This window comes from Streptomyces sp. NPDC057010 (assembly GCF_042673805.1).
Lineage (GTDB): Bacteria > Actinomycetota > Actinomycetes > Streptomycetales > Streptomycetaceae > Streptomyces.
In genome coordinates this window covers 1-26,896 of the sequence record NZ_JBHUSC010000038.1, presented here as the reverse complement: position 1 = coordinate 26,896, position 26,896 = coordinate 1, and the positions used below count along the sequence as shown (strand labels likewise).

Below are 26,896 nucleotides of genomic sequence, written 5' to 3'. Positions count from 1 at the left end.
TCTCTCCCCCTTCACTGCGGACGCCGACGGGCGGCGGCGGTGGTGGACCTTTTTAGAATACAGAACGTTCGTTTTTTTTCTAGCTCAGGGCTGGCATCTGCCCCACGACTTCGGCACGTTGGTACCGGAGGCCGTCGACACCCCCCTCGGAGCGGGCGGGGGCGGAGGGGAGCGCGGGCGCTTCTTCGCCAAGTCGGCGTTGTGGTGCCCGCGACACCCGGACGAGGCTGGTGTCGCCTCGCCGGCCCGCATGTCCGGCGAGTCGCGAACAACCTGGATGGCAGTGAGAGTGCATTGGTAAAGCAAGAGCGCGGAGTGCTCACCCGGAATCATCTGATCGCGGTGGCCGGCGTCGAATTCGACCGCAATGGATATGACGGGACGTCTTTTTCCCGGCTGAGCAGATCCGCCGGGGTTTCCATCGGCGCCCTCACCTTTCATTTCTCGGCCAAGGCGGAACTCGCCTCGGCCGTGGAGGAATCGGGGCGCTCCACCACGCGCGCCGTGGTCGAGAGCGTCACGGCCCGCGGCGCCGGTGGCGGAACGGCGCTGGACACCGTCTCCGCCCTCGTCCTCGCCCTGGGCCGCTTAATCGAGGCGGACGCGGTCGTACGCGCCGCCGCACGGCTGACCCAGGAGCGCGCCGGCGCCGGCCCCGAGTGGTGCAGCTGCTGGCTTCCGGAGCTCAGAGCCCTGCTCGGCCGGGCGGTCGAAGAGGGCGACCTGCGCTCCGACGTGGACCCGCGCCCGGTCGCCCTGCTGACGGCGCACCTGATGGGCGGAACGCTCGCGCGGGTGCGCAGCGGCCGGATGCGCCGCCCCGGCACGGCCGTCGGCGAACTGCGCGAACTGTGGCGGGTCATCTGCCGCGGCATTGCGGCGCCGTCCTGGACCGAAAATGCCTAAGTAGGCGGAGAAGAAGAGGAATTCAGGCCCGCGGGGACCGGCGGCATCTAGCCTCGGTGGCATGAATTCCACACCTTCCCGCATAACCAAGGCGGTCATTCCCGCCGCCGGACTCGGTACGCGTTTCCTCCCGCTGACCAAGGCGACCCCGAAGGAAATGCTGCCGGTCGTCGACAAGCCGGCCATCCAGTACGTGGTGGAAGAGGCGGTCGCCGCCGGGCTCTCCGACATCCTCATGGTCACCGGACGCAACAAGCGGGCCCTTGAGGACCACTTCGACCGCAACTACGAGCTGGAGGAGGCCCTCCAGCGCCGCGGCGACCAGGACAAGCTCGACAGCGTCTGCGCCTCCACCGAGCTCGCCGACATCCACTACGTGCGCCAGCGCGACCCCAAGGGCCTCGGCCACGCCGTGCTGTGCGCCGCCCCGCACGTCGGGCAGGAGCCGTTCGCCGTCCTCCTGGCCGACGACCTGATCGACCCCCGCGACCCGCTGCTGGCCCGTATGGCCGAGGTCCGGGCCCGGCACGGCGGCAGCGTCGTCGCCCTCATGGAGGTGGACCCGGACTCCATCCACCTGTACGGATGCGCCGCGGTCGAGCAGCCGGGGCTCGCCGGGCTCGCGGCCGGCGACGGGGGAGTGCGCATCACCGACCTCGTGGAGAAGCCGGCACCCGGCACCGAGCCCAGCAACCTCGCGATCATCGGCCGCTACCTCCTCGACCCCGAGATCTTCGAGGTCCTGCGGTCCACGACCCCCGGCCGCGGCGGCGAGATCCAGCTCACGGACGCGCTGCGGGCCCTCGTGGAGGCGGGCCGCCCCGTGCACGGCGTCGTGTTCTCCGGCCGGCGCTACGACACCGGGGACCGGGCGGAGTACCTGCGGGCGACGGTCCGGCTCGCCTGCGAACGCGACGACCTGGGGCCCGAATTCCTCGCCTGGCTGCGGGAGTTCATGGGCTCGCAGGAGCTCGTCGGGGTCTGATCGGGCCGCCCGGTGGGCGACCGCGGACCTTAGCCGGTCGCCCACCCCGCCACACCGCCACTTCGCCAAGTTGCCGAAATCTCACCGGGGTTCGGCGCCCGGTGTAGTTACCGAACAGTAGTTACGTAATTTCTTTCCCGGAGCCGAACGCAGACAGCGCCGTCCGGCCCATCGAGTGCACGAAGGGAGGTGAACCACATGAGGAAGCTCAACGCGGTCAACGCGGTCAACGCGCTGAACGACGTGAACGCCGCGCGCCCTGCGGGTGCGGCGACCACGGCGGACTCCCCTGCCGCCGTGGTCGAAGTACCGCTCGACGCACTGCTTTCCGCCGACTCCCCCCGCACCGTCCGGATCGACGAGAGCCACGCACAGGCCCTCGCCCAGTCCGGGCAGCCGCTGCCCCCGCTGCTCGTGCACCGCGCCACCATGCGGATCATCGACGGGACGCACCGGTTGCGGGCCGCCGAACTGCGCGGCCTGCGCACGGTGGGGGTGACGTACTTCGACGGAAGCGCCGAGGACGCGTTCGTCCTCTCCGTCGAGGCCAACATCAGCCACGGACTGCCGCTGACCCACACGGAACGGACCGCCGCGGCACTGCGGATCCTGCGCTCCCACCCCGACTGGTCCGACCGCGGCATCGCGCGGCGGACCGGGCTGGCACCCAAGACCGTGGCGGCCCTCCGAAGACGCGAGGGTCCGGCGACACCCGTGCCGTACGCCCGCGTCGGACAGGACGGGCGGCTGCGGCCGTCCGACCCGGCGCGCGGCCGCGAGGCCGCCGCCCGGCTCCTCGCCGGCCGTCCCACCGCCTCCCTGCGCCAGATCGCCCGGGAGGCGGGCATCGCCCCGTCGACCGTACGGGACGTGCGGCGCCGGATCGGCGAGGGGGCGGATCCCGTACCCGCCACCCAGCGCCGCTCCGGAAACCATGCGGCCCCCGGCCCGGCAACGGCGCCGGACCGGGGCCCGGACTGGGGCCCGGCCCGGGGGCAGGCACTGCCGTCCCTGGTCGCCAGCCTGTGCAAGGACCCCCTGCTGCGGCTGAGCGAAGCCGGCCGGCTCCTGCTGCGCATGCTCGACCTCCAGGTGAGCGGGCTGCGCCACCGCGAGCGGATCGTCGCCGCGGTTCCCCCGTACCGCGCCGAGACCGCGGCCGCCGCCGCTGCCCAAGTCGCGCGGGGCTGGCAGGAGTTGTCCGAAGAACTGGGCCGTCGCGCCTCGGTGGAGACCTCTGCCTGAGCCGGTTCCCCCGGCAAGTACCGGCCTTCCGCGCTGGAAGGCCTCCGTAAATGTGTGTGTGAAAGGAAGTGTGTGGCGATGTCGGTTGTGGAGGGCGCGCGGGTTGACGCGGCTGTGGGGGAGGGGGATGCGCCGGCCCGTTTGGACGGGCGTTTGAAGCTCGTCCTGGTCGTCCTGTTGGTGGCGCAGTTCATGCTGGCGGTGGACTTCTCGATCCTGAATGTGGCGTTGCCGGTGATCGGTGACGGTCTTGGTTTCTCGTTGTCGAACCTGCAGTGGATCGCGACGGCGTTCGCGTTGTGCGCGGCCGGTTTCACCCTGCTGTTCGGTAGGGTCGCGGACCTGTTCGGGCGCCGACGGCTGTTCCTGGTGGGTCTGGCGGTCCTGGGCCTGTCTTCCCTGGCGGGTGGTCTGGCGACGAGCCCTGAGATGCTGATCGTGGCGCGTGTGTTCCAGGGTCTTGCGACGGCTGCGGTCACCCCGGCTGGTCTGTCCCTGCTCACGACGTCGTTCCCGGAGGGTCCGCTGCGGCAGAAGGCGCTGGGTCTCAATGGTGCGCTGATGTCGGCCGGTTTCACGACGGGCGCGATCCTCGGTGGTGTTCTGACGGATCTGCTGTCGTGGCGGTGGGCGTTCTTCATCAACGTTCCGGTCGCTCTCGCGGTGCTGGTGATTGCCCCCGCGGTCATCAAGGAGTCGCGTCCGTCCGAGCGGCCCAGGCTGGACCTCCCGGGTGCCACTGCTGTCACCCTGGGTCTGCTGGCGCTGATTTACGGGCTGACGCAGGCGGGTGAGCACGGCTGGGGTTCGGTTTCCGCGCTGGGCTGGCTGGCTGCCGGCGTAGTGCTGCTGGTCGTGTTCTATGCGATCGAGGCGAAGACGGCGAGTCCGCTGGTTCCGGTGAGTGTGCTGAAGAAGAAGACGGTGGCCTGGGGCAATATCGCGGGTCTGATCGCGTTCCTGACGGAGACCAGCCTGGTCTTCCTCATGACCCTGTATCTGCAGGAGGTGCTGGACTTCTCGCCGCTGACTGCCGGTCTGTCGTTCGGTGTTCTGGGTATCGGCACGGTGATCGGTGGTTCGATCGCGCCGCGGGTGATCGGTGCGACCAGCACCCGCACCACCCTGATCGTCGGTGGTCTGCTGCAGGCGGTGGCGACGCTGAGTCTGGTGGCGCTGGGTGAGACCTCGTCGAGCATGTGGCTGCTGCTGGCGGCGACGTTCGCGGGTGGTATCGGGAACATGCTGGTGATCGTCGGGTTCATGGTGACGGCGACGACGGGTCTGCCGGATCACGAGCAGGGTATGGCGACGGGTCTGGCGACGATGACGCAGCAGATCGGTATCACGATGGGTACGCCGATCATGTCGGCGATCGCCGCGGCGAATGCCGATATTCATGCGGGGATCACGACCGCGGTCATCGTCAACACCGCGCTGGTCGTCCTCGGCACCATCACCACCGTCCTCTTCCTCCGCGCCAAGGCCGCCAAGGGCCTCGCCGCCGCCGGCTGAGCGCACCGCACCGAGGAATCCCCCCACGAGGGCGACCCGGCACGCCGTCCGCCCCGCGCGGACCCGCCGACCGAAGCCGGGTCGCCCCTCTTTCCCGAGAACTCCTCTCCCCAAGGTCTCTTCCTTCCAAGGCCTCCCCTTCCCAAGGACCCTGATGGACCTGCGTATAGAAGACCGTGTGTACCTCGTCACCGGCGCCTCCTCCGGAATCGGCGAGGCCACCGCCCGCCTGCTGGCCTCCGAAGGCGCCACTGTCGTCGGCGTCGCCCGCAAGCCGTGGAGCACCGACTCCCTCGGCGACCGGGCGAGCACCGTCACCGCCGACCTCACCGACCCCGACGCGGCCCGGCAGGTCGTCGACACCGTGCTGGAGCGCCACGGCCGGCTCGACGGCCTCGTCAACAACGTGGGCGCGCTGGAATCCCGTACCGGCTTCCTCGACGTGACCGAGGAGCAGTGGGCCGGCACCTTCGAGGTCAACTTCCACTCCGCCGTCCGCATGACCCGCGCCGCCCTGCCCCCGCTCCTGGACGCGGGATCGGGAGTCCTCGTCCACGTCGCGAGCGAGGCCGCCCGCTTCCCCGACCCGGGCATCGTCGACTACGCCGCCTCCAAGACGGCGCTGCTGTCGCTCTCGAAGTCCCTGGCCGCCGAGTTCGGCGTACGGGGCGTGCGCTCGAACGTGGTCTCCCCGGGGCCCACCCGCACGGCCCTCTTCGACGCGCCCGGCGGCTTCGCCGAACAGCTGGGCGCGCGCTTCGGCCTGCCGGCCGACGAGGCCGTCGACCACTTCATCCGCGAGGAACGCCGGCTCCCCAGCGGCCGCATCGGTACCCCCGACGACGTCGCCGGTGTCGTCGCGTACCTGCTCTCCCCCCTCGCGGGCCAGGTCACCGGCGCCGAATGGAGCGTCGACGGCGGCGCTCTGCGGCAGATCTGATCCGGCCGATGAGACTCCCCGTCCCCCTCCTCGCCCTCGCGCTCGGTGCCTTCGGCATCGGGACCACCGAATTCGTCATCGTCGGCCTGCTCCCGGACGTCGCCGGCGACCTGTCCGTGTCCATTCCCTCCGCCGGCATGCTGGTCACCGGCTACGCCCTCGGCGTGGTCGTCGGCGCGCCCCTGATGACCGCGGCCGGCGCCCGGCTGCCCCGCAAGACGATGCTCGTGGCGCTCATGGCCATCTTCATCGCGGGCAATCTGCTGTGCGCGCTCGCCGGCGACTACACCGCCCTCATGGGCGGCCGGCTGATCGCCGCCCTCACCCACGGCGCCTTCTTCGGCATCGGGTCCGTCGTCGCCGCCGACCTGGTGGCACCCGACCGCAAGGCCAGTGCCATCGCCCTGATGTTCACCGGCCTCACCCTCGCCAACGTCCTCGGCGTACCGCTGGGCACCCTGCTGGGCCAGCAGTTCGGCTGGCGCTCGACGTTCTGGGCCGTCACCGGCATCGGCGTCGCCGGCCTGCTCGGCATCATCGCTCTGGTCCCGGCGCAACCGCGGCCCCAGAGTGGCGCGCTCCGCGGCGAACTCGCCGTCTTCCGCAAGCCGCAGGTGTGGCTGGCGTTGACGACGACGGTGCTCGGCTTCGGCGGCGTCTTCGCCTCCTTCACCTATCTCGCGCCGATGATGACGGAACTCGCCGGCTTCTCCGACGGAGCGGTCGCCTGGCTCCTCGTCCTCTTCGGTGTCGGGCTGTGCGTGGGCAATGTGCTCGGCGGCCGGGCCGCCGACCGGACCCTGATGCCCAGCCTGTACGTGATCCTGGGCGGCCTCAGCCTGGTGCTGGTGGTGTTCACCTTCACCTCGCACGCCGCCCTGCCCGCCGCGATCACCCTCGCCGTCTTCGGGGCGATCGGGTTCGCGACGGTACCCCCGCTGCAGGCCCGTGTGATGCAGCAGGCCGCCGGGGCTCCGGCCCTCGCCTCCGCGGCGAACATCGCGGCCTTCAACCTCGGCAACGCCCTCGGGGCCTGGCTCGGCGGCCTCGCCGTCGCCCACGGGCTGGGCTGGACCGCCCCGACCTGGATCGGTGCCGGGCTCGCCGCGGCCGGCCTGGGCACCGCGGCGCTGTCCGGGCGGCTCGACCGCAGGAACGGGCCGCCGAGCCCGCTGCCGGAGCAACCGGGCACCGCTCAACCGGCGCCCGGCCGACCGGCCCCAGCCCCCGCCACACCCTCCGCTCACGTACGTCCCGCTCAGACCCTCCCCGCCGGTGCCGGGCACGGCACCCCACCATCGAACGGAAGTTGAGGTAGACCCATGAACGGTGTCGATCGCCGGACCATGCTCACCCGCAGTGCGGCCGTAGTCGGCGGCGCGGCCGTCGCCGGCGCGCTCTCCGGCCCCGTAGCGGCCGCCGCCTCCCCCGCCCCCTCCGGCGCGGCCGCCGGGAGCGCCGGTACCGGAGCCGTCGTCACACCGGGCGATCCGCGCTACCCGCTGCTGACCACCGGCAACAACCAGCGCTTCGTCGCCCGCCCCGAGTACGTCAAGATGGTCCGCTCGACCGCGGACGCCGAGCGCGCCCTGCGGGACGCGGTCCGGGCCGGCAAGCGCGTCTCGGTGCGCAGCGGCGGCCACTGCTTCGCCGACTTCGCCGCCCACCCGGAAACCGAGGTCATCATCGACTTCTCGGAGATGACGCACGTGGGGTACGACCCGGCCTTCCGCGCGTTCGTCGTCGAGCCCGGTGCCCGCCTGATGAACGTCTACGAGGCCCTGTACAAGGGCTGGGGCGTCACCATCCCCGGCGGCATCTGCTACAGCGTCGGCGCCGGCGGGCACATCGCGGGCGGCGGCTACGGCCTGCTCTCCCGCGCCCACGGCCTCGTCGTCGACCACCTGTACGCCGTCGAGGTGGTGGTGACCGACGGGAAGGGCGGCGTACGCACCGTCGTGGCCACCCGGGAGAAGAACGACCCGAACCGCGAGCTGTGGTGGGCGCACACGGGCGGGGGCGGCGGCAACTTCGGCCTGGTCACCCGCTACTGGTTCCGCTCCCCGGACGCGAAGGGCTCCGAGCCGTCCCAGCAGCTGATATCCCCGCCGTCGACGGTCCTGGTGAGCGCGGTCGACTTCCCCTGGGAGCAGCTGACGGAGGCCAAGTTCACCCGGCTCCTGAAGAACTTCGGAGCCTGGCACGCGGCCAACAGCGCACCCGACTCCCCCTACCGCAACCTCTCCAGCCTCTTCAACGTCAGCTCCAAGGCCCACGGCAGCCTGGGCATGTTCACCCAGGTCGACGCGACCGTGCCCAACGCCCGCAAACTCCTGGACGACTACCTCGCCGCCATCACGACCGGCACCGGCGTCACACCCAAGGCACTGACCCGCCCCACCGGCGAACTGCCCGCCATGCCACAGTTCGCCGAACCCAAGACACTGCCGTGGCTCCAGGCGACCAGGCTGGTCGGCACCAACAACCCGACCATCACCAATCCCACCTCGCGCGGCGCGCACAAGTCCGCCTACATGAAGAAGAACTTCAGCGACCATCAGATCGCCGCGCTCTACCGCTACATGAGCCGCCCGGACTTCACCAACCCGGACACCATGCTGGTGCTGTTCTCCTTCGGCGGGCAGGTCAACGCCGCCGCCCCCGACGCGACCGCCAACGCGCAGCGGTCCTCCATCTTCAAGATGTGCTTCCAGACCTTCTGGGAGGACGAGAAGGAGGACGGCTTCTACCTGGGCTGGCTGCGGGAGCTGTACGAGGACTTCTTCTCGGCGACCGGAGGCGTGCCCCTCATCGACGACAACACCGACGGCTGCTACATCAACTACCCCGACCGCGACATCACCGACCCGCAGCGCAACCGCTCCGGCGTGCCCTGGACCACGCTCTACTACAAGGACAACTACCCCCGCCTCCAGCAGGTGAAGAAGCGGTACGACCCCTCCGACTTCTTCCGGCACTCCATGTCCATCAAGCCTGCCCGCGGCTAGCCGGCCGCGCCCTGCGGCGCGTTAAGTACGCTTACGTTTTCCCAGCTCAGAAGCCCTGTGCCCGGTCTCCGGCGCACAGGGCTTCTGGCGTTTTCCGTGCGGGTGTTCGAGTGCCCGAGGGGGTTCGTTGACTCCCCGGGCCGCTCCGGGAAAGCTGTGTCTTGGCCGGAAGAGGGCAGCCGAAAAGCCCCTCGCAGCGAGATCCGATCCCCTGGCCACCACCCGTCAGCAGCCCCGCGGCACCGCCATGCCGCGCCGCCCCCTGACGCCTCATGCCCTGGCTCGATCCATCCGTACCCCGTACAAGGAAGAAGAGGAAACCATGCGTTCCGTCGCCGTAGTCCTCGGCACCCGGCCGGAAGCCATCAAGTTCGCCCCGGTCATCCGCGCCCTCCGGGAAGACCCGCGCTTCGAGCCCGTCGTGATCTCCACCGGGCAGCACCGCCAGATGCTCGACGAAACCCTCGACGCCTTCGGCCTCACCGCCGACGTGGACCTCAACGTGATGGCGCCCAAGCAGACCCTCTCCCAGGTCACCTACCGCTCCCTGCGCGGCCTGGAGGACTACTTCGCCACCGCCCCCGCCGACGCGGTCCTCGTCCACGGCGACACCGCCACCACCCTCACCGGCGCCCTTGCCGGATTCCACCAGCGGATCCCCGTCGTCCACGTCGAGGCCGGTCTGCGCAGCGGCCGGCTCGGCTCCCCCTTCCCCGAAGAGGGCAACCGCCGCCTCGTCGCCCAGGTCGCCGCCCTCCACCTGGCCCCCACCCCCGGCAACCTGGCCAACCTGCTGCGCGAGGGCATCGCCGCCGACACCATCACCGTCACCGGCAACACCGTCATCGACGCCCTGCGCTGGGCCAGCGGCCGCGCCACCCACTACGGCGACCCCGCCCTCGCCGACCTCGACACCGACCCCCGCCGCGTCGTCCTGGCCTCCGCGCACCGCCGCGAGGCCTGGCCGCACCTGCCGAAGATCGGCCAGGCCCTCGCCCAGATCGCCGACGAGCCCGGCGTCCGCGTCGTCGTCCCCCTGCACCGCAACCCCGTCGTCCGCGAGGCCCTCCTCCCGTACATCGGCGGCCACCCGAACATCACCGTGGTCGACCCGCTGCCCTACCTCAGCTTCTGCAAGCTCATGGCCCGCGCCGACGTCATCGTCTCCGACAGCAGCGGCAGCCAGGAGGAGGGCCCCGCCCTCGGCAAGCCCACCCTCGTCCTCGGCGACGTCACCGAACGCTCCGAGGCCATCGTCGCCGGCACCGCCTGCCTCGTCGGCACCAACACCCCCGGAATCGTCGCCCACACCCTGGAGCTGCTGCGCGACCGGCAGGCCTACGACCGCATGGCCAACGCCGCCAACCCGTACGGCGACGGCCGCGCCACCGAGCGCACCGTCGCCGCCCTCGCCCACTTCTTCGGCCTGGGACCCGCCCCCGTGCCCTTCGTCCCCGAGACCACCGTCGACGAGCTCAGCGTCGAGCTCGCCCGCACGGCCGACTTCGCCCGCACCTGACCGACACCGAGAGGAAGGCCCGCATGGCCGCCACCCCGTCCGCCACAGAACGCCCGCTGAACTTCAGCTCCCCGTACCTGAGGGCCGCGCTCGTTCGCGACGCCGTGGACTACACCGTCGAAGGCCGCACGATCGTCGTCAACCCGGGCGTGACGCCCGTGACCATCGCCGAGGAATTCCGCAAGACCATCCCCCCGCTCTCCTCCACGGTGCTCGCCGACACCCGGATCGAACAGGCCGACGCACTGCTCCTGCTGCGCCCGGCAGCGGAAGACGCCGAGATGACCGGCATCACCGCCGAACCCGGTTGGGCGCACCTGGCCGACCTGGACGACCACGGGGACTTCCCGCGCGAGACCCCCCTCTACCGCAGCGCCCAGGACGACATCAACACCGTCCTGTTCGACCCCAACTACGTGCTGGGCGAAAGCCGGTCGGAGGGGTACCTGCGGGAGTTCGACGTCCGCGCCAACCTGTGGTTCTCACCCGCCGGCACCGACTGCTTCATCCACAACAAGCACGACTTCATCGAGGTCCACACCCAGGTCCACGGCCTGGGACGCATGCAGCGGTTCCGCAACCAGGACCAGGCCTCCCTCTACCAGGACGTCCTGATGAGCCCCGGCTACACCACCCCGGACCCCTTCTGCGCGACCGGCCCACAGTGCACCTACCACTACCCCATGCACCAGTACCGGGCCGACACCGACTGCATCTGGCTCGCCCTCGAGTACCACCCCGTCCCCCTCGCCCTGCGCACCCTGCCCTTCACGACCCCCCTGGAGACCCAGTCATGACCGCCGCCGGCAAGAACACCGAAGCCACCCTGCGCGCCCCCAAGTTCACCGCCGAGGTCGTCGCCGACCAGCTCCGCGACGGCTACTGGCTGGAATCCCCCGACATCGACGGCGACGGCAAGCCCGACCTCTTCGGCTACGGCCTGCGCCTCGGCGAGATCTACTGGTACGCCAACGACGGCGAATGGACCCGCCGCCTCATAGCCGACCGCATCAAGATGCCCGTCGGCGCCGACTTCGCCGACGTCAGCGGCAACGGCCACCCCGACGTCATCGTCTGCTACGACCTCTACGGCCCGATCGGCACCATCCACGACGCCAACACCCAGGGCGGCAAGATCGACTGGCTGGAGAACCCGGGCACCCCCGACAAGGACGAGTCCCGCTGGAAGCGCCACTACGTCGGCCGCGCCACCGGAATGCACCGCCTGCGCGCCGGCCACTTCACCCGCACCGACCGCCTCCAGATCATCGGCTTCCCCATCGTCGCCAAGGAAGACGTCCACGCCGTCCTGCCCGTCGTCCTGTTCACCCAGCCCGACGACGTCCACACGGCCGAGGAATGGCCGATGACCGTCGTCGACGACACCCACTTCCGCATGATCCACGGCGCCGAGAAGAAGAAGGGCCTCATCCCGGGCTCCGACCTCGAATCGCTCCTCCTGGCCTCCGACGAGGGCGTCACCTGGCTCTACTACGACGAGGCCCGCCAGGAGTGGATCCGCGAGCTGATCGGCACCGGCGAACTCACCCAGTTCGAACAGACCGGCTTCCGCGGCAGCGGCGACCTCAACGCCGGCCGCCTCGGCGACGACCCGATGGCGTACGTCGCCGCCATCGAGCCCTTCCACGGCAACACCGTCGCCGTCTACACCAAGGCCGAAGGCGGCGAAGGCTGGAACCGCGTCCTCCTCGACGTGTACGGCGACCCCAACGAGAACGGCGAGGGCCCCGGCCACCAGATCGTCTGTGCCGACTTCGACGGCGACGGCGACGAGGAGTTCCTCGTGGCGCTGCGCGGCCCGTGGCCGTGGCAGGGCGTCATGTACTACAAGGCCATCGACGCGGCCAACGGCGTCTGGGCCAAGTGGCGCGTCTCCGAGGAGTCCGTCGCCCGCATCGCCACCGCCGACTTCAACGGGGACGGCCGGCTGGACTTCGCCACCATCGCCTACTCCGTACAGAACTACTACGTGGCCAAGGACGCCAAGCTCATGGTCTACCGCAACGAGATCGAGCAGTAGGCCACACCCCGGCCGGCCCCCGGCCGGTCCTGCGGCCCCCTCGGCCGGCTGTGCGGCCCCCGCGGCCGCCCCTCGGTCCCACCGGGCAGTCCCGCGACGCCCCTTCGCGCCGCCGGGACCGTGCCCGCCGCCCCCGGCGGAACACGGCCCCCGGCGGCCGACCCTCACGAAACCTCTTCCGAACCTCTTCCGAAAGAGCGATCCCTGTGGCCTCCACGACGTCCACCGACGCCGCGAAGCGGGCGAAGCTGCCCTCCCTGACCGGCCTGCGGTTCTTCGCCGCACTCTCCGTCTTCTTCTTCCACTCCTCCCTCACCGACTCCCCGATCCCGCCGAACGCCCCGATCAACCCCTTCGCCGACGCCTCGATCGCCGACTGGTACTCCACCGCCTTCGGAAAGGCCGGCTACCTGGGCGTCTCCTTCTTCTTCGTCCTCTCCGGCTTCGTCCTCGCCTGGGCCGCCAAGCCCGGCGAGCGCGTCACCGCCTTCCTCCGCCGCCGCCTCCTGAAGATCTTCCCCAACCACGTCGTCGTCTTCGCCGCCGCGATGATCCTCTTCGCCGGCTCCGCCGTCACCGGAGTCGCCGACTGGCTGCCGAACCTCTTCCTCATCCACACCTGGTGGCCGCAGCCCACCGTCAACCTCAGCGTCAACCCGCCCAGCTGGTCCCTCGGCAGCGAGCTGCTCTTCTACATGCTCTTCCCGGCGCTGATCGTCCCGATCCGCAAGCTCCGCGGGAAGGCCGCCCTGTGGGGCTGGAGCGCCGCGATGATCGCCGGCATGGTCGCCATCCAGCTGATCGCCACCTACTTCGTCCCCGACACCCCGAAGTCGACCATCACCCCGATCTCCGGCATGCAGTTCTGGTTCGGCTACCTCCTGCCGGCCGGCCGCCTCTTCGAGTTCGTCCTCGGCATCCTGCTCGCCCGGATCGTCCTGGCCGGCTTCTGGCCGCGCCACGTCGGCTTCGGCGTCTCCGCCGCCCTGACCGCCCTCGGCTACGCCGCCGCGCTCGTCGCCCCGTTCCAGTACGGCTTCGTCGTCGCCACGATCATCCCCGTCGCCGCCCTCATCGGCGCCACCGCCAACGCCGACGTCGAGGGCCGCACCACCTTCCTGCGCAGCCGGCCCATGGTCTGGCTCGGCGAGGTGTCCTTCGGCTTCTACCTCGTCCAGGGCGTCACGATCTTCTACCTCCGCTCGCTGCTCGGCACCGCCACCTACAGCGTCCCGGTCGCCCTCCTCGTCATCGCCGGCTTCTTCTGCACCTCGCTGCTCGGCGGCTGGCTCCTGTTCCGCTTCGTCGAGATGCCGGCCATGCGCCGCTTCGGCCGCAGCCGGCGCCGTACGCAGCAGGCCCCCACCGCGGTGAGCGAGCCGTACGAGGGCCAGGCACCGGCCCCCGTCCCCGCCCAGGCCCCGTCCGCGGACCAGATCCCGACCCCGGCTCCGGTCCCCGCCGCGACGGCAGGCCGCGCCGGCTGACCTCCGTACGACCCAGCGCTACCGATCCCCGCCCGCGTCCGCATCCGCCGACGCGGGCTTCGGGGTTTCCCGCCCCAGGTCGCCCACGGCACCCGCCGTCAGGCTCGCCAGCATGCGCAGCGCCGCGTCGGACGGCGAGGACTCGGGGGCGCTGTAGAGCAGCATCCGGTGGTTCGTACCGTCCGTGAGGTGCAGGTTCTCGAAGTCGAGCGTCAGCGGACCCACCACGGGATGGTGCAGCGTCTTGGTGCCGACGGTGCAGTCCCGCACCGGGTGCTTCGACCACAGGGTCGCGAAATCCGGGCTCTGCAACATCAGCGAGCCGATGAGCTCGGCCAGCGCCCGGTCCTCGGGATGGCGGCCGGCGACCAGGCGCAGCGCCGCGAGCGCCACCCGCGCCTCGTTCTTCCAGTCCGTGTACAGCTCCCGCGTGTGCGGATCCAGGAACAGCATCCGCGTCAGGTTGGGGCGTACGGCGGGATCCTCGGGGCTCGCGAAGTCCAGGTGCCCGGCGAGCAGGGCATGGCCCAGCGGGTTCCAGGCGAGCACGTTGTTGCGCCCGTCCAGGACGACCGCGGGGACCTGCGGCATCGACCCGATCAGCCGGCGCGTGGTCTCCCGGGCGTACTCGGGACGGGGCGACTGCACCCGCTTGGCCCGCGGCGGACGGGCGAGGTTGAGCAGATGGGCGTGCTCGTCCGGGGTCAGCCGCAGGGCACGGGCCAGGGCGTCGAGGACGCTGTCCGAGGCGTTCGTGCTCTGCCCCTGCTCCAGGTGCGTGTAGTACGTGATGCTCACGCCCGCTAACAGGGCGAGTTCCTCGCGGCGCAGTCCGGGCACACGCCGACGGGTGCCGTGGGAGGGAAGCCCGACGTCCTCGGGCTGGAGCTGGGCCCGGCGGGTGCGAAGGAATTCGCCCAGGGCAGTGGGTGTGTCCATGCGTTCCAGTGTGCCGGGAGAGGGCGCCGGGCGCGGCCCCTGAAGGTGGCCCTGGGAGTGCTAGCTTGCGCGGCGCCAGCACAACCAGGGGGCTGGGTAACCCTTTCCGGCCGGTCCAGAGTCGATTCCGCAACACCGGGTTGCGTGATCGAGAGGATGTGTGGCGATGTCGGTTGTGGAGGGCGCGCGGGTTGACGCGGCTGTGGGGGAGGGGGATGCGCCGACCCGTTTGGACGGGCGTTTGAAGTTGGTGCTGGTGGTGCTGTTGGTGGCGCAGTTCATGCTGGCGGTGGACTTCTCGATCCTGAATGTGGCGTTGCCGGTGATCGGTGACGGTCTTGGGTTCTCGTTGTCGAACCTGCAGTGGATCGCGACGGCGTTCGCACTGTGCGCGGCCGGTTTCACCCTGCTGTTCGGGCGGGTTGCGGATCTGTTCGGGCGTCGGCGTCTGTTCCTGGTGGGTCTGGCCGTTCTCGGTCTGTCGTCGCTGGCGGGTGGTCTGGCGACGAGCCCTGAGATGCTGATCGTGGCGCGTGTGTTCCAGGGTCTTGCGACGGCTGCGGTCACCCCGGCTGGTCTGTCCCTGCTCACGACGTCGTTCCCGGAGGGTCCGCTGCGGCAGAAGGCGCTGGGTCTCAACGGCGCTCTGATGTCGGCCGGCTTCACGACGGGCGCGATTCTGGGTGGTGTTCTGACGGATCTGCTGTCGTGGCGGTGGGCGTTCTTCATCAACGTTCCGGTCGCTCTCGCGGTGCTGGTGATCGCCCCCGCGGTCATCAAGGAGTCGCGTCCGTCCGAGCGGCCCAAGCTGGATCTGCCGGGTGCCACTGCTGTCACCCTGGGTCTGCTGGCGCTGATTTACGGGCTGACGCAGGCGGGTGAGCACGGCTGGGGTTCGGTTTCCGCGCTGGGCTGGCTGGCTGCCGGCGTGGTCCTGCTGGTCGTGTTCTATGCGGTCGAGGCGAAGACGGCGAGTCCGCTGGTTCCGGTGAGTGTGCTGAAGAAGAAGACGGTGGCCTGGGGCAATATCGCGGGTCTGATCGCGTTCCTGACGGAGACGAGTCTGGTCTTCCTGATGACGCTCTACCTGCAGGAGGTGCTGGACTTCTCGCCGCTGACGGCTGGTCTGTCGTTCGGTGTTCTGGGTATCGGCACGGTGATCGGTGGTTCGATCGCGCCGCGGGTGATCGGTGCGACCAGCACCCGCACGACCCTGATCGTCGGCGGTCTCCTGCAGGCGGTGGCGACGCTGAGCCTGATCGCGCTGGGTGAGTCCTCGTCGAGCATGTGGCTGCTGCTGGCGGCGACGTTCGCGGGTGGTATCGGGAACATGCTGGTGATCGTCGGGTTCATGGTGACGGCGACGACGGGTCTGCCGGATCACGAGCAGGGCATGGCGACGGGTCTGGCGACGATGACGCAGCAGATCGGTATCACGATGGGTACGCCGATCATGTCGGCGATCGCCGCTGCCAATGCCGATATTCATGCGGGGATCACGACCGCGGTCATCGTCAACACCGCGCTGGTCGTCCTCGGCACCATCACCACCGTCCTCTTCCTCCGCGCACGCAACCACTAAGGCAACTCCGCCTTGTGACAGCCCTGCCCGGGCCACGAACGTTGGCCTCGGGCACGGCGCGAGCGCCGACCACCCAAGGAAAGGAACCCCCGATGGCAACACCCACACGCTCAGCAGACGGTGCGAGCCGTGCCGCCGTCCGCTGGGAGCAGGTGTCCATCCCCACCCCGTCCGGGCCCCTCCCGGCCCGGGTGTTCCCGCCGGCCGCGTCCTCCCCGCAGGGCTGGCTGGTGTGGGCCCACGGCGGAAGCTGGCGTGCCGGATCCGCCCGGGACTGGCACGGCGCGACGGCCGAGCTCGCCCATTTCTCCGGTTTCACCGTGGTCAGCGTCGACTACCGGCTGGCCCCCGACGTACGGCACCCGGCCATGGTCGAGGACGTCCTGTCCGCGCTGGCCTGGGCCGGGGAGCAGGCCGCGGCCGCCGGGGCCGCGGGCGGCCGGCGGCCCCTCCTCGCCGTCGGCGGGGACAGCGCGGGCGGCACCCTCGCCGCCTCCGCCGCCCTCGCCTGCCGCGACCGCGGAGTGGAACTGGCCGCCCAGGTCCTCGCCTACCCGCCGCTGGACCCCGGTTGCGCGGCGGCCTCGTACCACCGCTTCCCCGACATGTTCCCGACGGCGCCCTACCTGACGGCCGCCTGGCAGGACTACCGGCAGCCCGGCCGGCCCGTCGCCTCCGACGGAACACGGCTCTACAGCACCCCCTTCGAGGCGCCCGACCTGCGCGGTCTGGCACCCGTCGTGATGGCCACCGGTGACCTCGACCCCGTCAGCGACGACGTGCACCGCTACGGGCGCCTGCTGCGGGCGGCCGGGGTCGAAGTCGCCCTGCGCGAGTTCAAGCAGACTGGCCACGGGGTGTTCCTGCAGCCGGGCCCCGCCCCGGGCGGCCCCACCGGCCACTCGACCGTGTCCCTGCGCGGCTGGCTCGGACTGGCCCTGCACCTCCTCACCTCACCCGAAGGCGCGGGCGCCTGACGCCCGTTCCCCCCTCTCTCTCCCACACCTCACGGAGTTGACATGACCCCCGACGTCCCCAACCTCGACGCCCTGCTGCGGCACTTCGCCGATCTGCGCGACGGCGTCCACGGCGACGCCGTCACCCGCCCCGACAAGGAGGAGCACTTCCGCACCGCCGCAGGGCTCCTGGACCCGTACGCCCGCCAGGCACTGCGCGAACTCAACGAGGAACTGCTCCTCGGACAGGGCGTGATCGACGCCACCGGCGTCCAACGCGCCACGGACGGCAGCCTCTTCCACGCCTGGACCCTGTGGTGGGACGAGCAGTCCGCCGCCGACATCCCGCCCGTGACGCTGTACGCGCACTACGGAAGCTCCTTCCACCACCCGCACCTGCGCGGAGCCACCGTCTCCGAATGGCCGCTCAACGTCTTCGACGACGCGCAGGCCGCCGCCGAGCTCCCCACCCTGCGCGCCATCGCCGCCGCCGACCTGCACAACCTCGTCTTCCAGGCGGACTTCAGGATCGTGCCCGCGACCATGTCCGGCGCCTCCGGCGTTCCCGCCCACCAGCACTGAAAGGCACCACCTCATGACGAAGCTGCGCCTGTCCGTACTGGACCAGACCCCGGTCGGCGAGGACCACACCCCCGACCAGGCGCTGCGCGCTTCCGTGGACCTCGCCCGCGCCGCGGAAGCGCTCGGCTACACCCGCTACTGGGCCGCCGAACACCACGGCTCCCCGGGCTTCGCGAGCAGCGCGCCGGAGATCCTGGCGGGGGCCCTGCTGGCCCACACCTCCCGGATGCGGATCGGCACCGGCGGGGTGCTCCTGCCCCGCTACGAGCCGTCGAAGGTCGCCGAGGTCTTCGGGGTCCTCGCCTCCCTGTATCCCGGGCGCGTCGACCTCGGCATCGGGCGGGCCGGCGGCCCCGCGCGTGACTTCCCCGAGCGCCTGGCCCGGCTGCGCGCCCTGCTCGGCCCCGACGGTGTCGTCCCGCACGCCCCCGTACCGCCGCAGATGTGGCTGCTGGGCGCGGGTCGCGAGTCCGCCCGGCTGGCCGGGCGGCTGGGCACCGAGTTCGCGTTCGGGCACTTCTTCTCCCCGGGCGGCGGCCGGGAGGCGTTCGGCGACTACCGCGACGAGCTCACCGCCTCCACCGGCCGGCGTGCGGGCGGGGCGCTCGCCGTGCGCGTCGTGACGGCCGACAGCGCCGACCGTGCCGAGGAACTGGCCCAGAGCCTGCTGCTGTGGCGCGCCCGCAAGGACCTCGGCCACGACCGGCCCATGCCCTCGTACGAGTCCACCCGCCGGCACCGCTGGACGGGCGCGGAGCTGGAGCGGGCCAAGGTCCACCGCACGGCCCTCGTCTCCGGGACGCCCGAGCAGGTGCACGGCTCGCTGACGACACTGGCCCTGACCCACGGCGTGGACGAGCTGATCATCAACACGCTGACCCCGGACCCGGCCGACAGGCAGCGTTCGTACGAGCTGCTCGCCGAGGCCTTCGACCTCGCGCCGGCCGGGCGGACGGCCTCGGCGGCCGTCGCGACCGGGGTCTGAGCGCGCCGGAAAAATCCTTTCCGCGTTCCTGTCACATCTGCGCGGGCGCATCCGTCAGTGCTGTGAGGACGCCAACCAGGCGGTCCACCCGAAGGAGAGCAGCCATGACGAACCCCTCCATCTCCCGGATGCCCAACCCCGGCGAGTTCGTGCCCGAGCTGGCCGACGTCAGTGCCGCCCTCTTCCGGGCCACGGGCAACCGGTCGGTGCCGCGCACCACGATGAGCCTCGTCCACCTGCGGGCCGGGCAGATCGTCGGCAACACCTACCTGACGATCCTGAACACGGCCTTCCTGCGGAAGGCGGGGGAGACCGAGGACCGCATCACCGCCGTCTCCTCCTGGCAGGACGCCCCGTACTTCTCCGAAGCGGAGCGCGCCGCCCTCGCCCTGGTGGAGGCGACCCTGCAGCCCGCCCCGCGCGGCCAGGAGCGCGTCTCCGACGAGCTGTACGCCGAGGTGGCGAAGCACTACGACGAGAAGGCGCTGGCCACGCTCACCATCGCGATCGGCCAGATCAACTTCTTCATCGCCCTGGCCGTCATCGGCAAGCCGCAGCCGGTGACCTCCCTCGCGGACCAGCAGTGGGACTGACCTCCGGGGGCGGCCGCTAGGCGGCTGCCGCCGCCGGCCGGACGGTGAGCCGGATCGAGCCGTCGGCGGCGGCCGTCACGCCGAGGGCCGTCAGGTCGGCGACGTGGGCCGTCGGGGCATGGGCGGCGGCGCGGGGGCCGACCCCGATCACGCGCATGCCCGCGGCCCGGCCCGCGGCGATGCCGGCGGCCGAGTCCTCGAAGACGATGCAGTCGGCCGGGTCCACGCCCAGCGCGGCGGCGCCCTTGAGGAAGCCCTCGGGGTCGGGCTTGCTGGCCCGCACGGACTCGGCGGTGACCCGGACCTCGGGCATCGGCAGGTCGGCGGCGGTCATCCGGGCCGTGGCCAGGGCCGCGTCGGCGGAGGTGACCAGGGCGTGGGGGAGTCCGTCGATCGACGCCATGAACTCCGGGGCGCCCGCGACGGGGACCACGCCGTCGGTGTCGGCGGTCTCGCGGGCGAGCATCACCGCGTTCTCCGCGTGGTTGACCTCCATCGGGCGGTCCGGAAGGAGGACGGCCATGGTGGCGTAGCCCTGTCGGCCGTGGACCACCTTGAGGGCCTCCTGCGGATCCAGCCCGTGGGACACCGCCCAGGCGCGCCAGCAGCGCTCGACCACCGCGTCGGAGTTGACGATCGTGCCGTCCATGTCCAGGAGCAGGGCCTTGGCGGTGAGGACGACGGGTGCGGTGGTGGTGCTGGCCGACATCGGCGGGGCTCCAGACGGGGCGGGAAAAGAGAACAAGTGGTTCCGTCCACCGGTCAGGGAGTGCGGACGGAACCACTTTGTTCCTACACGATACAAAACTCGGGGCGGTCCGCGCCACCGCAGCGGATGTGAGCCCTATCCCTCCAGGGCCCGACGGGTCACGGGGCCGTAGACGCCCCACTCCTCGTCGTCGATGTTGTTCTGGTACTGGAAGGTCGACACCGCGTTCTCGGTCTTCCAGTCGAATTTGCCGCTGATCCGCCCCGAGTACAGGCCCCGCGCCGCCAGCAGCCGCTGGAGCTTCTCCACCTCCGGGCCCGAGTCGCCGTACCGCAGCGTCGGCGCCGCCGGCGTCGGGCTGGGCGCGCGGCTCGTACTCACCGGGCTGGGCGAAGGGGGCGCCGACGAACGGGACGCGCTCGCCGAGGGGGACGGCGAAGCCGACTTGGAGGCGCTCGGCGACGCGGAACGCGAGGCGGAGGGCGACGGGCTGCCCGTCGGCGCGGCGCTCGGGGCCGCGGACGACGGGGCCGGGGCCATGCTCCAATCCGGCGCAGAGGCCTTCGCGTCGAGCAGCGCGGTGCCGCTCCCCGAGGAATCCGGCAGCGCCCACAGCGCCACCGCCGTACCACCGAGGGCGACCACCGCGGCGGCACCCAGCACGAGCGGCAGCAGCCGCCGCGAAGCCCGCCCGCGGGCCGGCGGGGCAGCCGGGAGGGGCGCCGTCTCGTCCGCGCCCGGCCACGGCTGCCGCGCCACCGGCGGTACGGGCGGTATCCCGTACGCCGGGGTGTCATCCTGCTCCGGGACCACCACGCGCGCCAGCGGCGGCGACGGCTCGGGAGCCGCCCCGTCAGGCTCGCCCGGGTCGGGCAACGTCACGTACGGACGGATGCGCAAGGGGTCGAAACCCGCACCCGGCGCACACCGGCAGGCGGCACCCACAGCGCCGCAATCTGGACAGTGCTCACCGCTCACTGGAATTCCTCCCTGGCCATTGCCAGCGATTATGCAGACCCACAGGGCCCCACCCAACCCCGTCCGAGAGGCCATAACCGGACACACCACGCAGGATGGAGATGTTGATCCGGCCTGAGGAGGAATCGATGGCTCAGGATGTGACCACGGACGCCGTGGACCCCGGCCCCCGCCCGCAGAAGTCCGGCCCGGCCGCCGAGCACGCCTCCCGCGAGGTGCTCGTCTCCATCGGCGCCCTGCTCCTGGGCCTGCTCATCGCCGCACTCGACCAGACCATCGTCTCCACCGCGCTGCCCACCATCGTGAGCGACCTCGGCGGCATGGCACACCTCTCCTGGGTCGTCACCGCCTACATGCTCGCCTCCACCGCCGCCACCCCCCTGTGGGGCAAGCTCGGTGACCAGTACGGGCGCAAGAAGCTCTTCCAGTACGCCATCGTCCTCTTCCTCATCGGCTCCGCCCTGTGCGGCCTCGCCCAGGACATGCCCCAGCTCATCGGCTTCCGCGCCCTCCAGGGCCTGGGCGGCGGCGGACTGATCGTGCTGTCCATGGCGATCGTCGGCGACATCGTCCCGCCCCGCGAGCGGGGCAAGTACCAGGGCCTGTTCGGCGCCGTCTTCGGCGCGACCAGCGTCCTGGGCCCGCTGCTCGGCGGCCTCTTCGTCGACCACCTGTCCTGGCGCTGGGTCTTCTACATCAACCTCCCCATCGGTCTCGTCGCACTCGTGGTGATCGCCGCGGCCCTGCACATCCCCGTGCGCCCCTCGAAGCACACCATCGACTACCTCGGCACCTTCCTCGTCGCCTGCGTCGCCACCTGCCTCGTGCTCGTCGCCTCCCTCGGCGGCACCTGGGGCTGGGGCTCGGCCCGGATCATCGGGCTCGCCGTCCTCGGCGCCGTGCTCCTCGTCGCCTTCGTCCTCGTGGAGCGCAGGGCCGCCGAACCCGTCCTGCCGCTCGGTCTCTTCCGCATCCGCACCTTCACCCTCTGCTCGGTGATCAGCTTCGTCGTCGGCTTCGCGATGTTCGGCGCGATGGTCTACCTCCCGACCTTCCTCCAGGTGGTCCAGGGCGTCTCCCCGACCATGTCCGGCGTCCACATGCTGCCGATGGTGCTCGGCATGCTGATCTCCTCCACCGCCTCGGGCCAGATCGTCAGCCGCACCGGCCGGTGGAAGGTCTTCCCCATCGCCGGCACCGCCGTCACCGCCATCGGCCTGCTCCTCCTGCACCAGTTGCACCGCACCAGCTCGACCTGGGAGATGAGCGCCTACTTCTTCGTCTTCGGCGTCGGACTCGGCCTCGTCATGCAGGTCCTGGTCCTGGTCGTGCAGAACTCCGTCAGCTACGCCGACCTCGGCGTCGCCACCTCCGGTGCCACCTTCTTCCGCTCCATCGGCGCCTCCTTCGGCGTCGCGATCTTCGGCACGGTCTTCACCAACCGGCTCGACGACAAACTCGCCACCGCCCTCGCCGGCATCCCGCTGCCGCCCGGCGTGAGCGCCGCGCGACTGGAGGCCGACCCGCGGGCCATCGGCGCACTCCCCGCCGAGCTGCGCCCGCGCGTGCTCGACGCCTACGCCGCCTCCATCACCGACGTCTTCCTCTACGCCGTGCCCGTCGTCCTGCTGGCCTTCGTCATCGCCTGGTTCCTGAAGGAGGACAAGCTCCGCGCCTCGGTCACCGCCCCCGACGTGACGGAGACCCTCGCCTCCAACCCCGTCCAGCGCTCCTCCCACGACGAGGTCGCCCGCGCCCTGTCCGTCCTCGGCACCAAGGAGGGCCGCCGGCACGTCTACGAGAAGATCACCGAGAAGGCGGGCTACGACCTGCTGCCCGCCGCGAGCTGGATGCTGCTGCGGATCAACAAGTACGGGTCCGCCGAACCCGCCCTGCTCGCGGAGCGCACCATCGTCCCGCTGAAGGCCATCACCGAGGCCGCCCGTCAGATCGAGGAGCGCGGCCTCGCCGTCCGCGACGGACTGCCGCTGGTGCTGACCGACAAGGGCCGCGTCGCCGCCGGCAGGCTCGCCGCCGCCCGCCAGGAATCCCTCGCCGAACTGCTCGGCGACTGGTGGGGCCCGGACCGGCCGACCGACCTGGTCAAGCTGGTGAGCGAGATCAACGCCGAGCTGTGCGGATCCGACGCCGAGGAGCCCTACGACACCGCACCCCGGCGGGACCACGCCCTCCGCTGACGCGGACCACGCCGCCCGGCCGCGGGGACCGCTCAGACGAGGCGCTTCTCGAACCAGTGCTCCGCATACGGGCCCGAGTTGTAGGCGGGTATCTCCTCGTACCCCTGACGCGCGTACAACGCCCGGGCCTCCACGAGATCCGACCTGGTGTCCAGCCGGACCCGCTCGGCGCCCAGCGCACGGCCCTCCGCCTCCAGGACCTCGAGCAGCGCCGCCCCGCCGCCGGTACCGCGGGCGCGCCGGTCGACGTACACGCGGGTGAGCTCGACGGTGAGGGGGTCGAGCAGGCGTATCCCGCCGCAGGCGAGGGGCTCGCCGTCGAGTCTGCCGACCACGAACTGTCCCGTCGGCGGCACGAGGCCCTCGTCGGGGAAGTCCAGCAGCCCCTGGTCGATCTCGGCCTCGGTCACGGACCGCTTCCAGTACCGGCCGGCGACCTCCGCGTAGTACGCGCGGCGCAGGACGGTGGCGTCCGGGGTGTCGAAGGGTTCGGGGGTCACGGTCCACGAAGCGGTGTAAGTGCTCATGGCGTCATTGTGGAGACCGCGGCGGATCTCTGCCGTGGAATATCCACAGGAGCGGGCCGATGATAGGAAAAGGGTTAAATCGCTCACCAGTGGAGGGTGTGAACGCCATGTCCCAGCATCCCGACGCCATTCTGGTCCGCAGCGGCTACGAGGCCTTCGCCAAGGGCGACATGGAGAAGCTGGGCACGATGATGACGGCGGACGTCATCCACCACGTGCCCGGCAACAACCCGACCTCCGGACACCACAAAGGCCGGGAAGCCGTACTGGACCTCTACCGGAAGCTCGGGGAGGAGACGAAGGGCACCCTCCGGATCGACCTGCACACGGTGCTGGCCGACGGGCGGGGGCACGTCATGACCGTCCACACCGCCCGCGCCGACCGCGGCGACCGCGGGATCGAGATCCAGCAAGGCCTCTTCTTCACGATCGTCGCGGGCAAGATCAGCGACATCGACGGCTGCACGCAGGACATCGAGGAGGAGGACACGTTCTGGAGCTGAGCCGCCGGGGTGGCGCCGTGCGGCTCACAGACCCAGGGCTCCGCCCCGGACCCCGCTCCTCAAACGCCGGCGGGGCTGGATGCAGCGCCGGTGCGGCTCGGAGGCCCGGGGCGTTCGCCCCGGGCCTCCCGGTGCCTCAGGCCTTCTTCGGCGCGGCCTGCTGAACGACCTCGAACGACCACACGGTCGAGCCCGAAGCGGCCGGCTTCGGCCGCTCGCCGCCGCCCTCGCCGCCCTGGTGCGCGGCCTTCATCGGCCCCTCCATCCACGCCTGGAAGTCCTCCTCCGACCGCCAGCGCGTGTACACGAGGTACTGGTCGGTGCCCTCCACCGGCCGCAGCAGCTCGAACCACTCGAACCCGTCCGAGGACTCCACGGCGCCCGCCCGCGAGGCGAACCGCTGCTCCAGCACCTCCCGCTGCTCAGCAGGGACGGTCAGCGCGTTGATCTTCACGATGCTCATGCGGGCCATCCTAGGTATCCCGCCCGGGATATCGTCGTCCAGGTAATGGAACGGGGCACGAAACGCGGCAGCCAGGCAAAGTCGGGGTTGCGGTCAACAGGGCGGGAGGCCGGCGAGGCGTGGCTAACGCGGCAGAGCACAGTGGTGCGAACGGACATGCCGGAGTCATAGGCGATGGCGGCAGACTCGGGGCGGCACGCCTCCTGCTGTGGGCGCTGGCCGGCGCGCTCGCCGTCAGACAGGCCGCCGCCGTGCTGCGCGTCCCACCGGGCGAGTGGCTGAGCGGCATCCACCTCCCCGGCAGCCTTCCCGGCTCGCTCTACGACACCGGCCAGTTCACCGGCACCCCCTTCGCCGGGCTGGTCCTCAAGCCCCTCCTCGGCCTCGCCGCGCCGTCGCTGGAGGTCGCCTGGACCTGCGTGACGCTGCTGTTCGTCGCCGCGATCGGGCTCGTCGCCGCGCGCGGCCTGCCCGACCCCGTGCCGCGCCGCACCGCGCTGCTCGCCGCGCCCGTGCTGACCGCCCTGATGATGGTCTCGCTGCCCGTCCGCGAGGCCTCCTCGCCCGGTCAGACCGCCGTCCTGCCGGTGCTGCTGGTGCTCCTGGCCGTGTTCCGCGTCCCGGGCGACCGCCCGGCCGGGTTCCTCGTGGGCCTCGCCGCCGCCCTGCAGCCCGCGCTGCTGCTCTTCGCCCCGCTGCTGTGGCTGACCGGCCGCCGCCCCACCGCCCGCACGGCCGCCCTGACCTTCGCCGGAGCCACCGCCCTGTCCTGGGCGGCGCTGCCCCGCGACTCCTGGACGTACTGGATCCGCCACCTGGCCGGCACCGGCCTCGGCGGCGCCCCCGACGGCCTCGCCAACCAGTCCGTGCACGGCGCGCTCCTGCGGTTCGGGCTCAGCGGCCCCGGCGAGATCGTCCTCTACGTGGCCCTCGCGGCCGCGGTCGTCTGGTTCGGCCTGCGCCGCGCCACCCGCTACGCCCGCGACGGGCAGCTGCTCCTCGCCGTCGCCATCACCGGCTGCGTGGCCGTCGCCGTGTCCCCGGCGGGCTGGCGCCACCAGCTGCTGTGGGTGCTGCTCGCCGTCGCCGGAAAGGTGGGCCGGCGGGCCGCCGACCGCCCGGTGTGGCCGGTGGCCGTGGTCCTCGCCATGACCCTGCCCAGCGACGTGCTGCTGCCGAACCTGGCCGCGCTGGCCCCCGTACGCGACAACGTGCCGCTCATCGCCGCGCTCGCCGCGGCCTGCGCCGTGCCGTTCCTGCCGCGTTCGTCGACGTACTGGCGCGAACCCGTCCCCACCGCCTACGGGCGCCCCGCCGCCGCCCGCTGGTCGCGGGTGCCGCTGCTGCCGTTCTGGCGGCGCGTGCTGTCCCGTCCCAACCTGCTGCTGGAACTCCTGCTGATACGGGTCGGCTACTCGCTCTACTCGCACATCCGGGCCGCCGCCCCCACCAGCCGCTCCCTCGCCGAGGGCAACGGCAGCCAGATCCACGGCATCGAGCGGGCCCTGGGCATCGACATCGAACACGCCGTGAACCACGCCGTGGTGAACACGCCCTGGCTGGAGGCGTTCTTCAACTTCTACTACACCTCCTTCCACTTCGTGGTCCCGCTGACGATCCTGGCCGTTCTCTACTGGCGCCGCCCCGGCGACTACCGCTGGGCGCGGGCCTCCCTCGGCCTGGCCACCGTCCTCGCCCTCATAGGCTTCTGGCTCTACCCGCTCGCCCCGCCCCGCCTGATGCCCGGCCTCGGCTTCATCGACACCGTCCACGGGCCGCAGGACCTGGCCAACCCCTCGTACGGGGCCATGACCGCGATCTCCAACCAGTACGCGGCGATGCCCTCGCTCCACTTCGGCTGGTCGCTGTGGTGCGGGATCGTGATCGTGGTGCTGGCGCCCAAGGGCTGGCAGAAGCTGCTCGGCGTGCTGCACCCGCTGATCACGGTCTGCGCGATCGTCGCCACCGCCAACCACTGGGTGCTCGACGCGGTGGGCGGCGCTGCCGTCGTCGCCGCCGGATTCGGGCTCGTGTACGCGCTGTCGGGCCCGCGCCGCCTCCAGCTGACCGTGCCGGCGCAGCGGACGGGCGCCGAGGCGAGCGGAGAAGCCCAGGTCAGGGCCCCCGCCCGTACTTAGGTCGTCTCTTTCGGATCTTGCCGGTTAAGCCCGCGTCGTCCGGTGCCGTGCATCGCAAGGCGGAGAGGCTCCCGATTACTGGACGTACTTGGGTGCC

Annotated in this window: 24 protein-coding genes; 19 read left to right on the top strand and 5 right to left on the bottom strand. The window is 71.3% G+C overall.

From position 1 onward, the window contains the following. The first annotated feature begins 315 nt into the window (after positions 1-315). The 11 genes from ACFTXQ_RS26390 (at position 316) to ACFTXQ_RS26340 (ending at position 13,646) form a co-directional block, all read left to right on the top strand. Positions 316-906 (top strand): TetR family transcriptional regulator, encoded by a 591-nt coding sequence (locus ACFTXQ_RS26390; protein WP_382644865.1) that lies wholly within the window; start codon positions 316-318, stop codon positions 904-906. Positions 907-967: 61 nt separating this feature from the next. After that, complete coding sequence (gene galU / locus ACFTXQ_RS26385; RefSeq protein WP_382644863.1) at positions 968-1,891, top strand: UTP--glucose-1-phosphate uridylyltransferase GalU; 924 nt, start codon at positions 968-970, stop codon at positions 1,889-1,891. Between the two features lie 198 nt (positions 1,892-2,089). Then, positions 2,090-3,136, top strand: a complete 1,047-nt coding sequence (locus ACFTXQ_RS26380) for a ParB/RepB/Spo0J family partition protein (RefSeq protein ID WP_382644861.1) — start codon at positions 2,090-2,092, stop codon at positions 3,134-3,136. A gap of 78 nt (positions 3,137-3,214) precedes the next feature. Next, positions 3,215-4,651, top strand: coding sequence for an MFS transporter (locus ACFTXQ_RS26375; protein WP_382644859.1), 1,437 nt, complete (start codon positions 3,215-3,217; stop codon positions 4,649-4,651). 154 nt (positions 4,652-4,805) lie between these two features. Beyond that, the gene (locus ACFTXQ_RS26370; protein WP_382644857.1) at positions 4,806-5,591 is read left to right on the top strand and encodes an SDR family NAD(P)-dependent oxidoreductase; all 786 of its coding nucleotides are present in this window, start codon (positions 4,806-4,808) and stop codon (positions 5,589-5,591) included. A gap of 8 nt (positions 5,592-5,599) precedes the next feature. Further along, positions 5,600-6,904: an MFS transporter gene (locus ACFTXQ_RS26365; protein WP_382644855.1), complete on the top strand. Its 1,305-nt coding sequence runs from the start codon at positions 5,600-5,602 to the stop codon at positions 6,902-6,904. Positions 6,905-6,913: 9 nt separating this feature from the next. Continuing rightward, positions 6,914-8,599, top strand: a complete 1,686-nt coding sequence (locus tag ACFTXQ_RS26360) for an FAD-dependent oxidoreductase (protein ID WP_382644853.1) — start codon at positions 6,914-6,916, stop codon at positions 8,597-8,599. Positions 8,600-8,921: 322 nt separating this feature from the next. Beyond that, on the top strand, positions 8,922-10,118 hold the full coding sequence (gene wecB / locus ACFTXQ_RS26355; protein WP_382644851.1) for a non-hydrolyzing UDP-N-acetylglucosamine 2-epimerase: 1,197 nt from the start codon (positions 8,922-8,924) through the stop codon (positions 10,116-10,118). A gap of 23 nt (positions 10,119-10,141) precedes the next feature. Next, positions 10,142-10,915, top strand: coding sequence for a hypothetical protein (locus tag ACFTXQ_RS26350; RefSeq protein ID WP_382644850.1), 774 nt, complete (start codon positions 10,142-10,144; stop codon positions 10,913-10,915). Continuing rightward, on the top strand, positions 10,912-12,159 hold the full coding sequence (locus ACFTXQ_RS26345; RefSeq protein ID WP_382644848.1) for an FG-GAP repeat domain-containing protein: 1,248 nt from the start codon (positions 10,912-10,914) through the stop codon (positions 12,157-12,159). The genes ACFTXQ_RS26350 and ACFTXQ_RS26345 overlap by 4 nt, the downstream gene beginning before the upstream one ends. Before the next feature lie 206 nt (positions 12,160-12,365). After that, entirely contained in the window at positions 12,366-13,646 is a 1,281-nt protein-coding gene (locus tag ACFTXQ_RS26340) for an acyltransferase family protein (RefSeq protein ID WP_382644846.1), read from the top strand. Positions 13,647-13,664: 18 nt separating this feature from the next. Here the strand turns inward: ACFTXQ_RS26340 and ACFTXQ_RS26335 are convergent, their stop codons facing one another. Next, on the bottom strand, positions 13,665-14,585 hold the full coding sequence (locus ACFTXQ_RS26335; protein ID WP_382644844.1) for a helix-turn-helix domain-containing protein: 921 nt from the start codon (positions 14,583-14,585) through the stop codon (positions 13,665-13,667). A gap of 166 nt (positions 14,586-14,751) precedes the next feature. Between ACFTXQ_RS26335 and ACFTXQ_RS26330 the strand changes: the two genes are divergently transcribed. The 5 genes from ACFTXQ_RS26330 (at position 14,752) to ACFTXQ_RS26310 (ending at position 19,283) form a co-directional block, all read left to right on the top strand. Further along, positions 14,752-16,167 (top strand): MFS transporter, encoded by a 1,416-nt coding sequence (locus ACFTXQ_RS26330; RefSeq protein WP_382644842.1) that lies wholly within the window; start codon positions 14,752-14,754, stop codon positions 16,165-16,167. A gap of 92 nt (positions 16,168-16,259) precedes the next feature. Beyond that, the gene (locus ACFTXQ_RS26325) at positions 16,260-17,144 is read left to right on the top strand and encodes an alpha/beta hydrolase fold domain-containing protein (protein ID WP_382644840.1); all 885 of its coding nucleotides are present in this window, start codon (positions 16,260-16,262) and stop codon (positions 17,142-17,144) included. Positions 17,145-17,186: 42 nt separating this feature from the next. Then, on the top strand, positions 17,187-17,705 hold the full coding sequence (locus tag ACFTXQ_RS26320; protein ID WP_382644838.1) for a hypothetical protein: 519 nt from the start codon (positions 17,187-17,189) through the stop codon (positions 17,703-17,705). Positions 17,706-17,718: 13 nt separating this feature from the next. Beyond that, positions 17,719-18,690 carry an LLM class flavin-dependent oxidoreductase gene (locus tag ACFTXQ_RS26315; protein ID WP_382644836.1) on the top strand — a complete coding sequence of 324 codons (972 nt, stop codon included), beginning with the start codon at positions 17,719-17,721 and terminating at the stop codon, positions 18,688-18,690. Between the two features lie 104 nt (positions 18,691-18,794). Continuing rightward, positions 18,795-19,283, top strand: a complete 489-nt coding sequence (locus ACFTXQ_RS26310; protein ID WP_382644835.1) for a carboxymuconolactone decarboxylase family protein — start codon at positions 18,795-18,797, stop codon at positions 19,281-19,283. Between the two features lie 16 nt (positions 19,284-19,299). Here the strand turns inward: ACFTXQ_RS26310 and ACFTXQ_RS26305 are convergent, their stop codons facing one another. Both ACFTXQ_RS26305 and ACFTXQ_RS26300 read right to left on the bottom strand, forming a co-directional pair. Then, positions 19,300-19,992 (bottom strand): HAD-IA family hydrolase, encoded by a 693-nt coding sequence (locus ACFTXQ_RS26305; protein ID WP_382644833.1) that lies wholly within the window; start codon positions 19,990-19,992, stop codon positions 19,300-19,302. Between the two features lie 135 nt (positions 19,993-20,127). Further along, positions 20,128-20,874: a peptidoglycan-binding protein gene (locus ACFTXQ_RS26300; protein ID WP_382644831.1), complete on the bottom strand. Its 747-nt coding sequence runs from the start codon at positions 20,872-20,874 to the stop codon at positions 20,128-20,130. A gap of 224 nt (positions 20,875-21,098) precedes the next feature. On the opposite strand from ACFTXQ_RS26300, the gene ACFTXQ_RS26295 reads away from it, so the two are divergent. Further along, complete coding sequence (locus ACFTXQ_RS26295; protein WP_382644829.1) at positions 21,099-23,168, top strand: DHA2 family efflux MFS transporter permease subunit; 2,070 nt, start codon at positions 21,099-21,101, stop codon at positions 23,166-23,168. A gap of 32 nt (positions 23,169-23,200) precedes the next feature. Here the strand turns inward: ACFTXQ_RS26295 and ACFTXQ_RS26290 are convergent, their stop codons facing one another. After that, entirely contained in the window at positions 23,201-23,695 is a 495-nt protein-coding gene (locus ACFTXQ_RS26290; protein ID WP_382644827.1) for a GNAT family N-acetyltransferase, read from the bottom strand. 107 nt (positions 23,696-23,802) lie between these two features. Between ACFTXQ_RS26290 and ACFTXQ_RS26285 the strand changes: the two genes are divergently transcribed. Next, positions 23,803-24,198: a nuclear transport factor 2 family protein gene (locus ACFTXQ_RS26285; RefSeq protein WP_382644825.1), complete on the top strand. Its 396-nt coding sequence runs from the start codon at positions 23,803-23,805 to the stop codon at positions 24,196-24,198. A gap of 136 nt (positions 24,199-24,334) precedes the next feature. On the opposite strand, the gene ACFTXQ_RS26280 is transcribed toward ACFTXQ_RS26285, so the two are convergent. After that, positions 24,335-24,661 carry an antibiotic biosynthesis monooxygenase family protein gene (locus tag ACFTXQ_RS26280; protein ID WP_382644823.1) on the bottom strand — a complete coding sequence of 109 codons (327 nt, stop codon included), beginning with the start codon at positions 24,659-24,661 and terminating at the stop codon, positions 24,335-24,337. 119 nt (positions 24,662-24,780) lie between these two features. On the opposite strand from ACFTXQ_RS26280, the gene ACFTXQ_RS26275 reads away from it, so the two are divergent. Beyond that, positions 24,781-26,799, top strand: a complete 2,019-nt coding sequence (locus ACFTXQ_RS26275) for a bifunctional glycosyltransferase 87/phosphatase PAP2 family protein (RefSeq protein ID WP_382644821.1) — start codon at positions 24,781-24,783, stop codon at positions 26,797-26,799. Positions 26,800-26,896 lie beyond the last annotated feature (97 nt).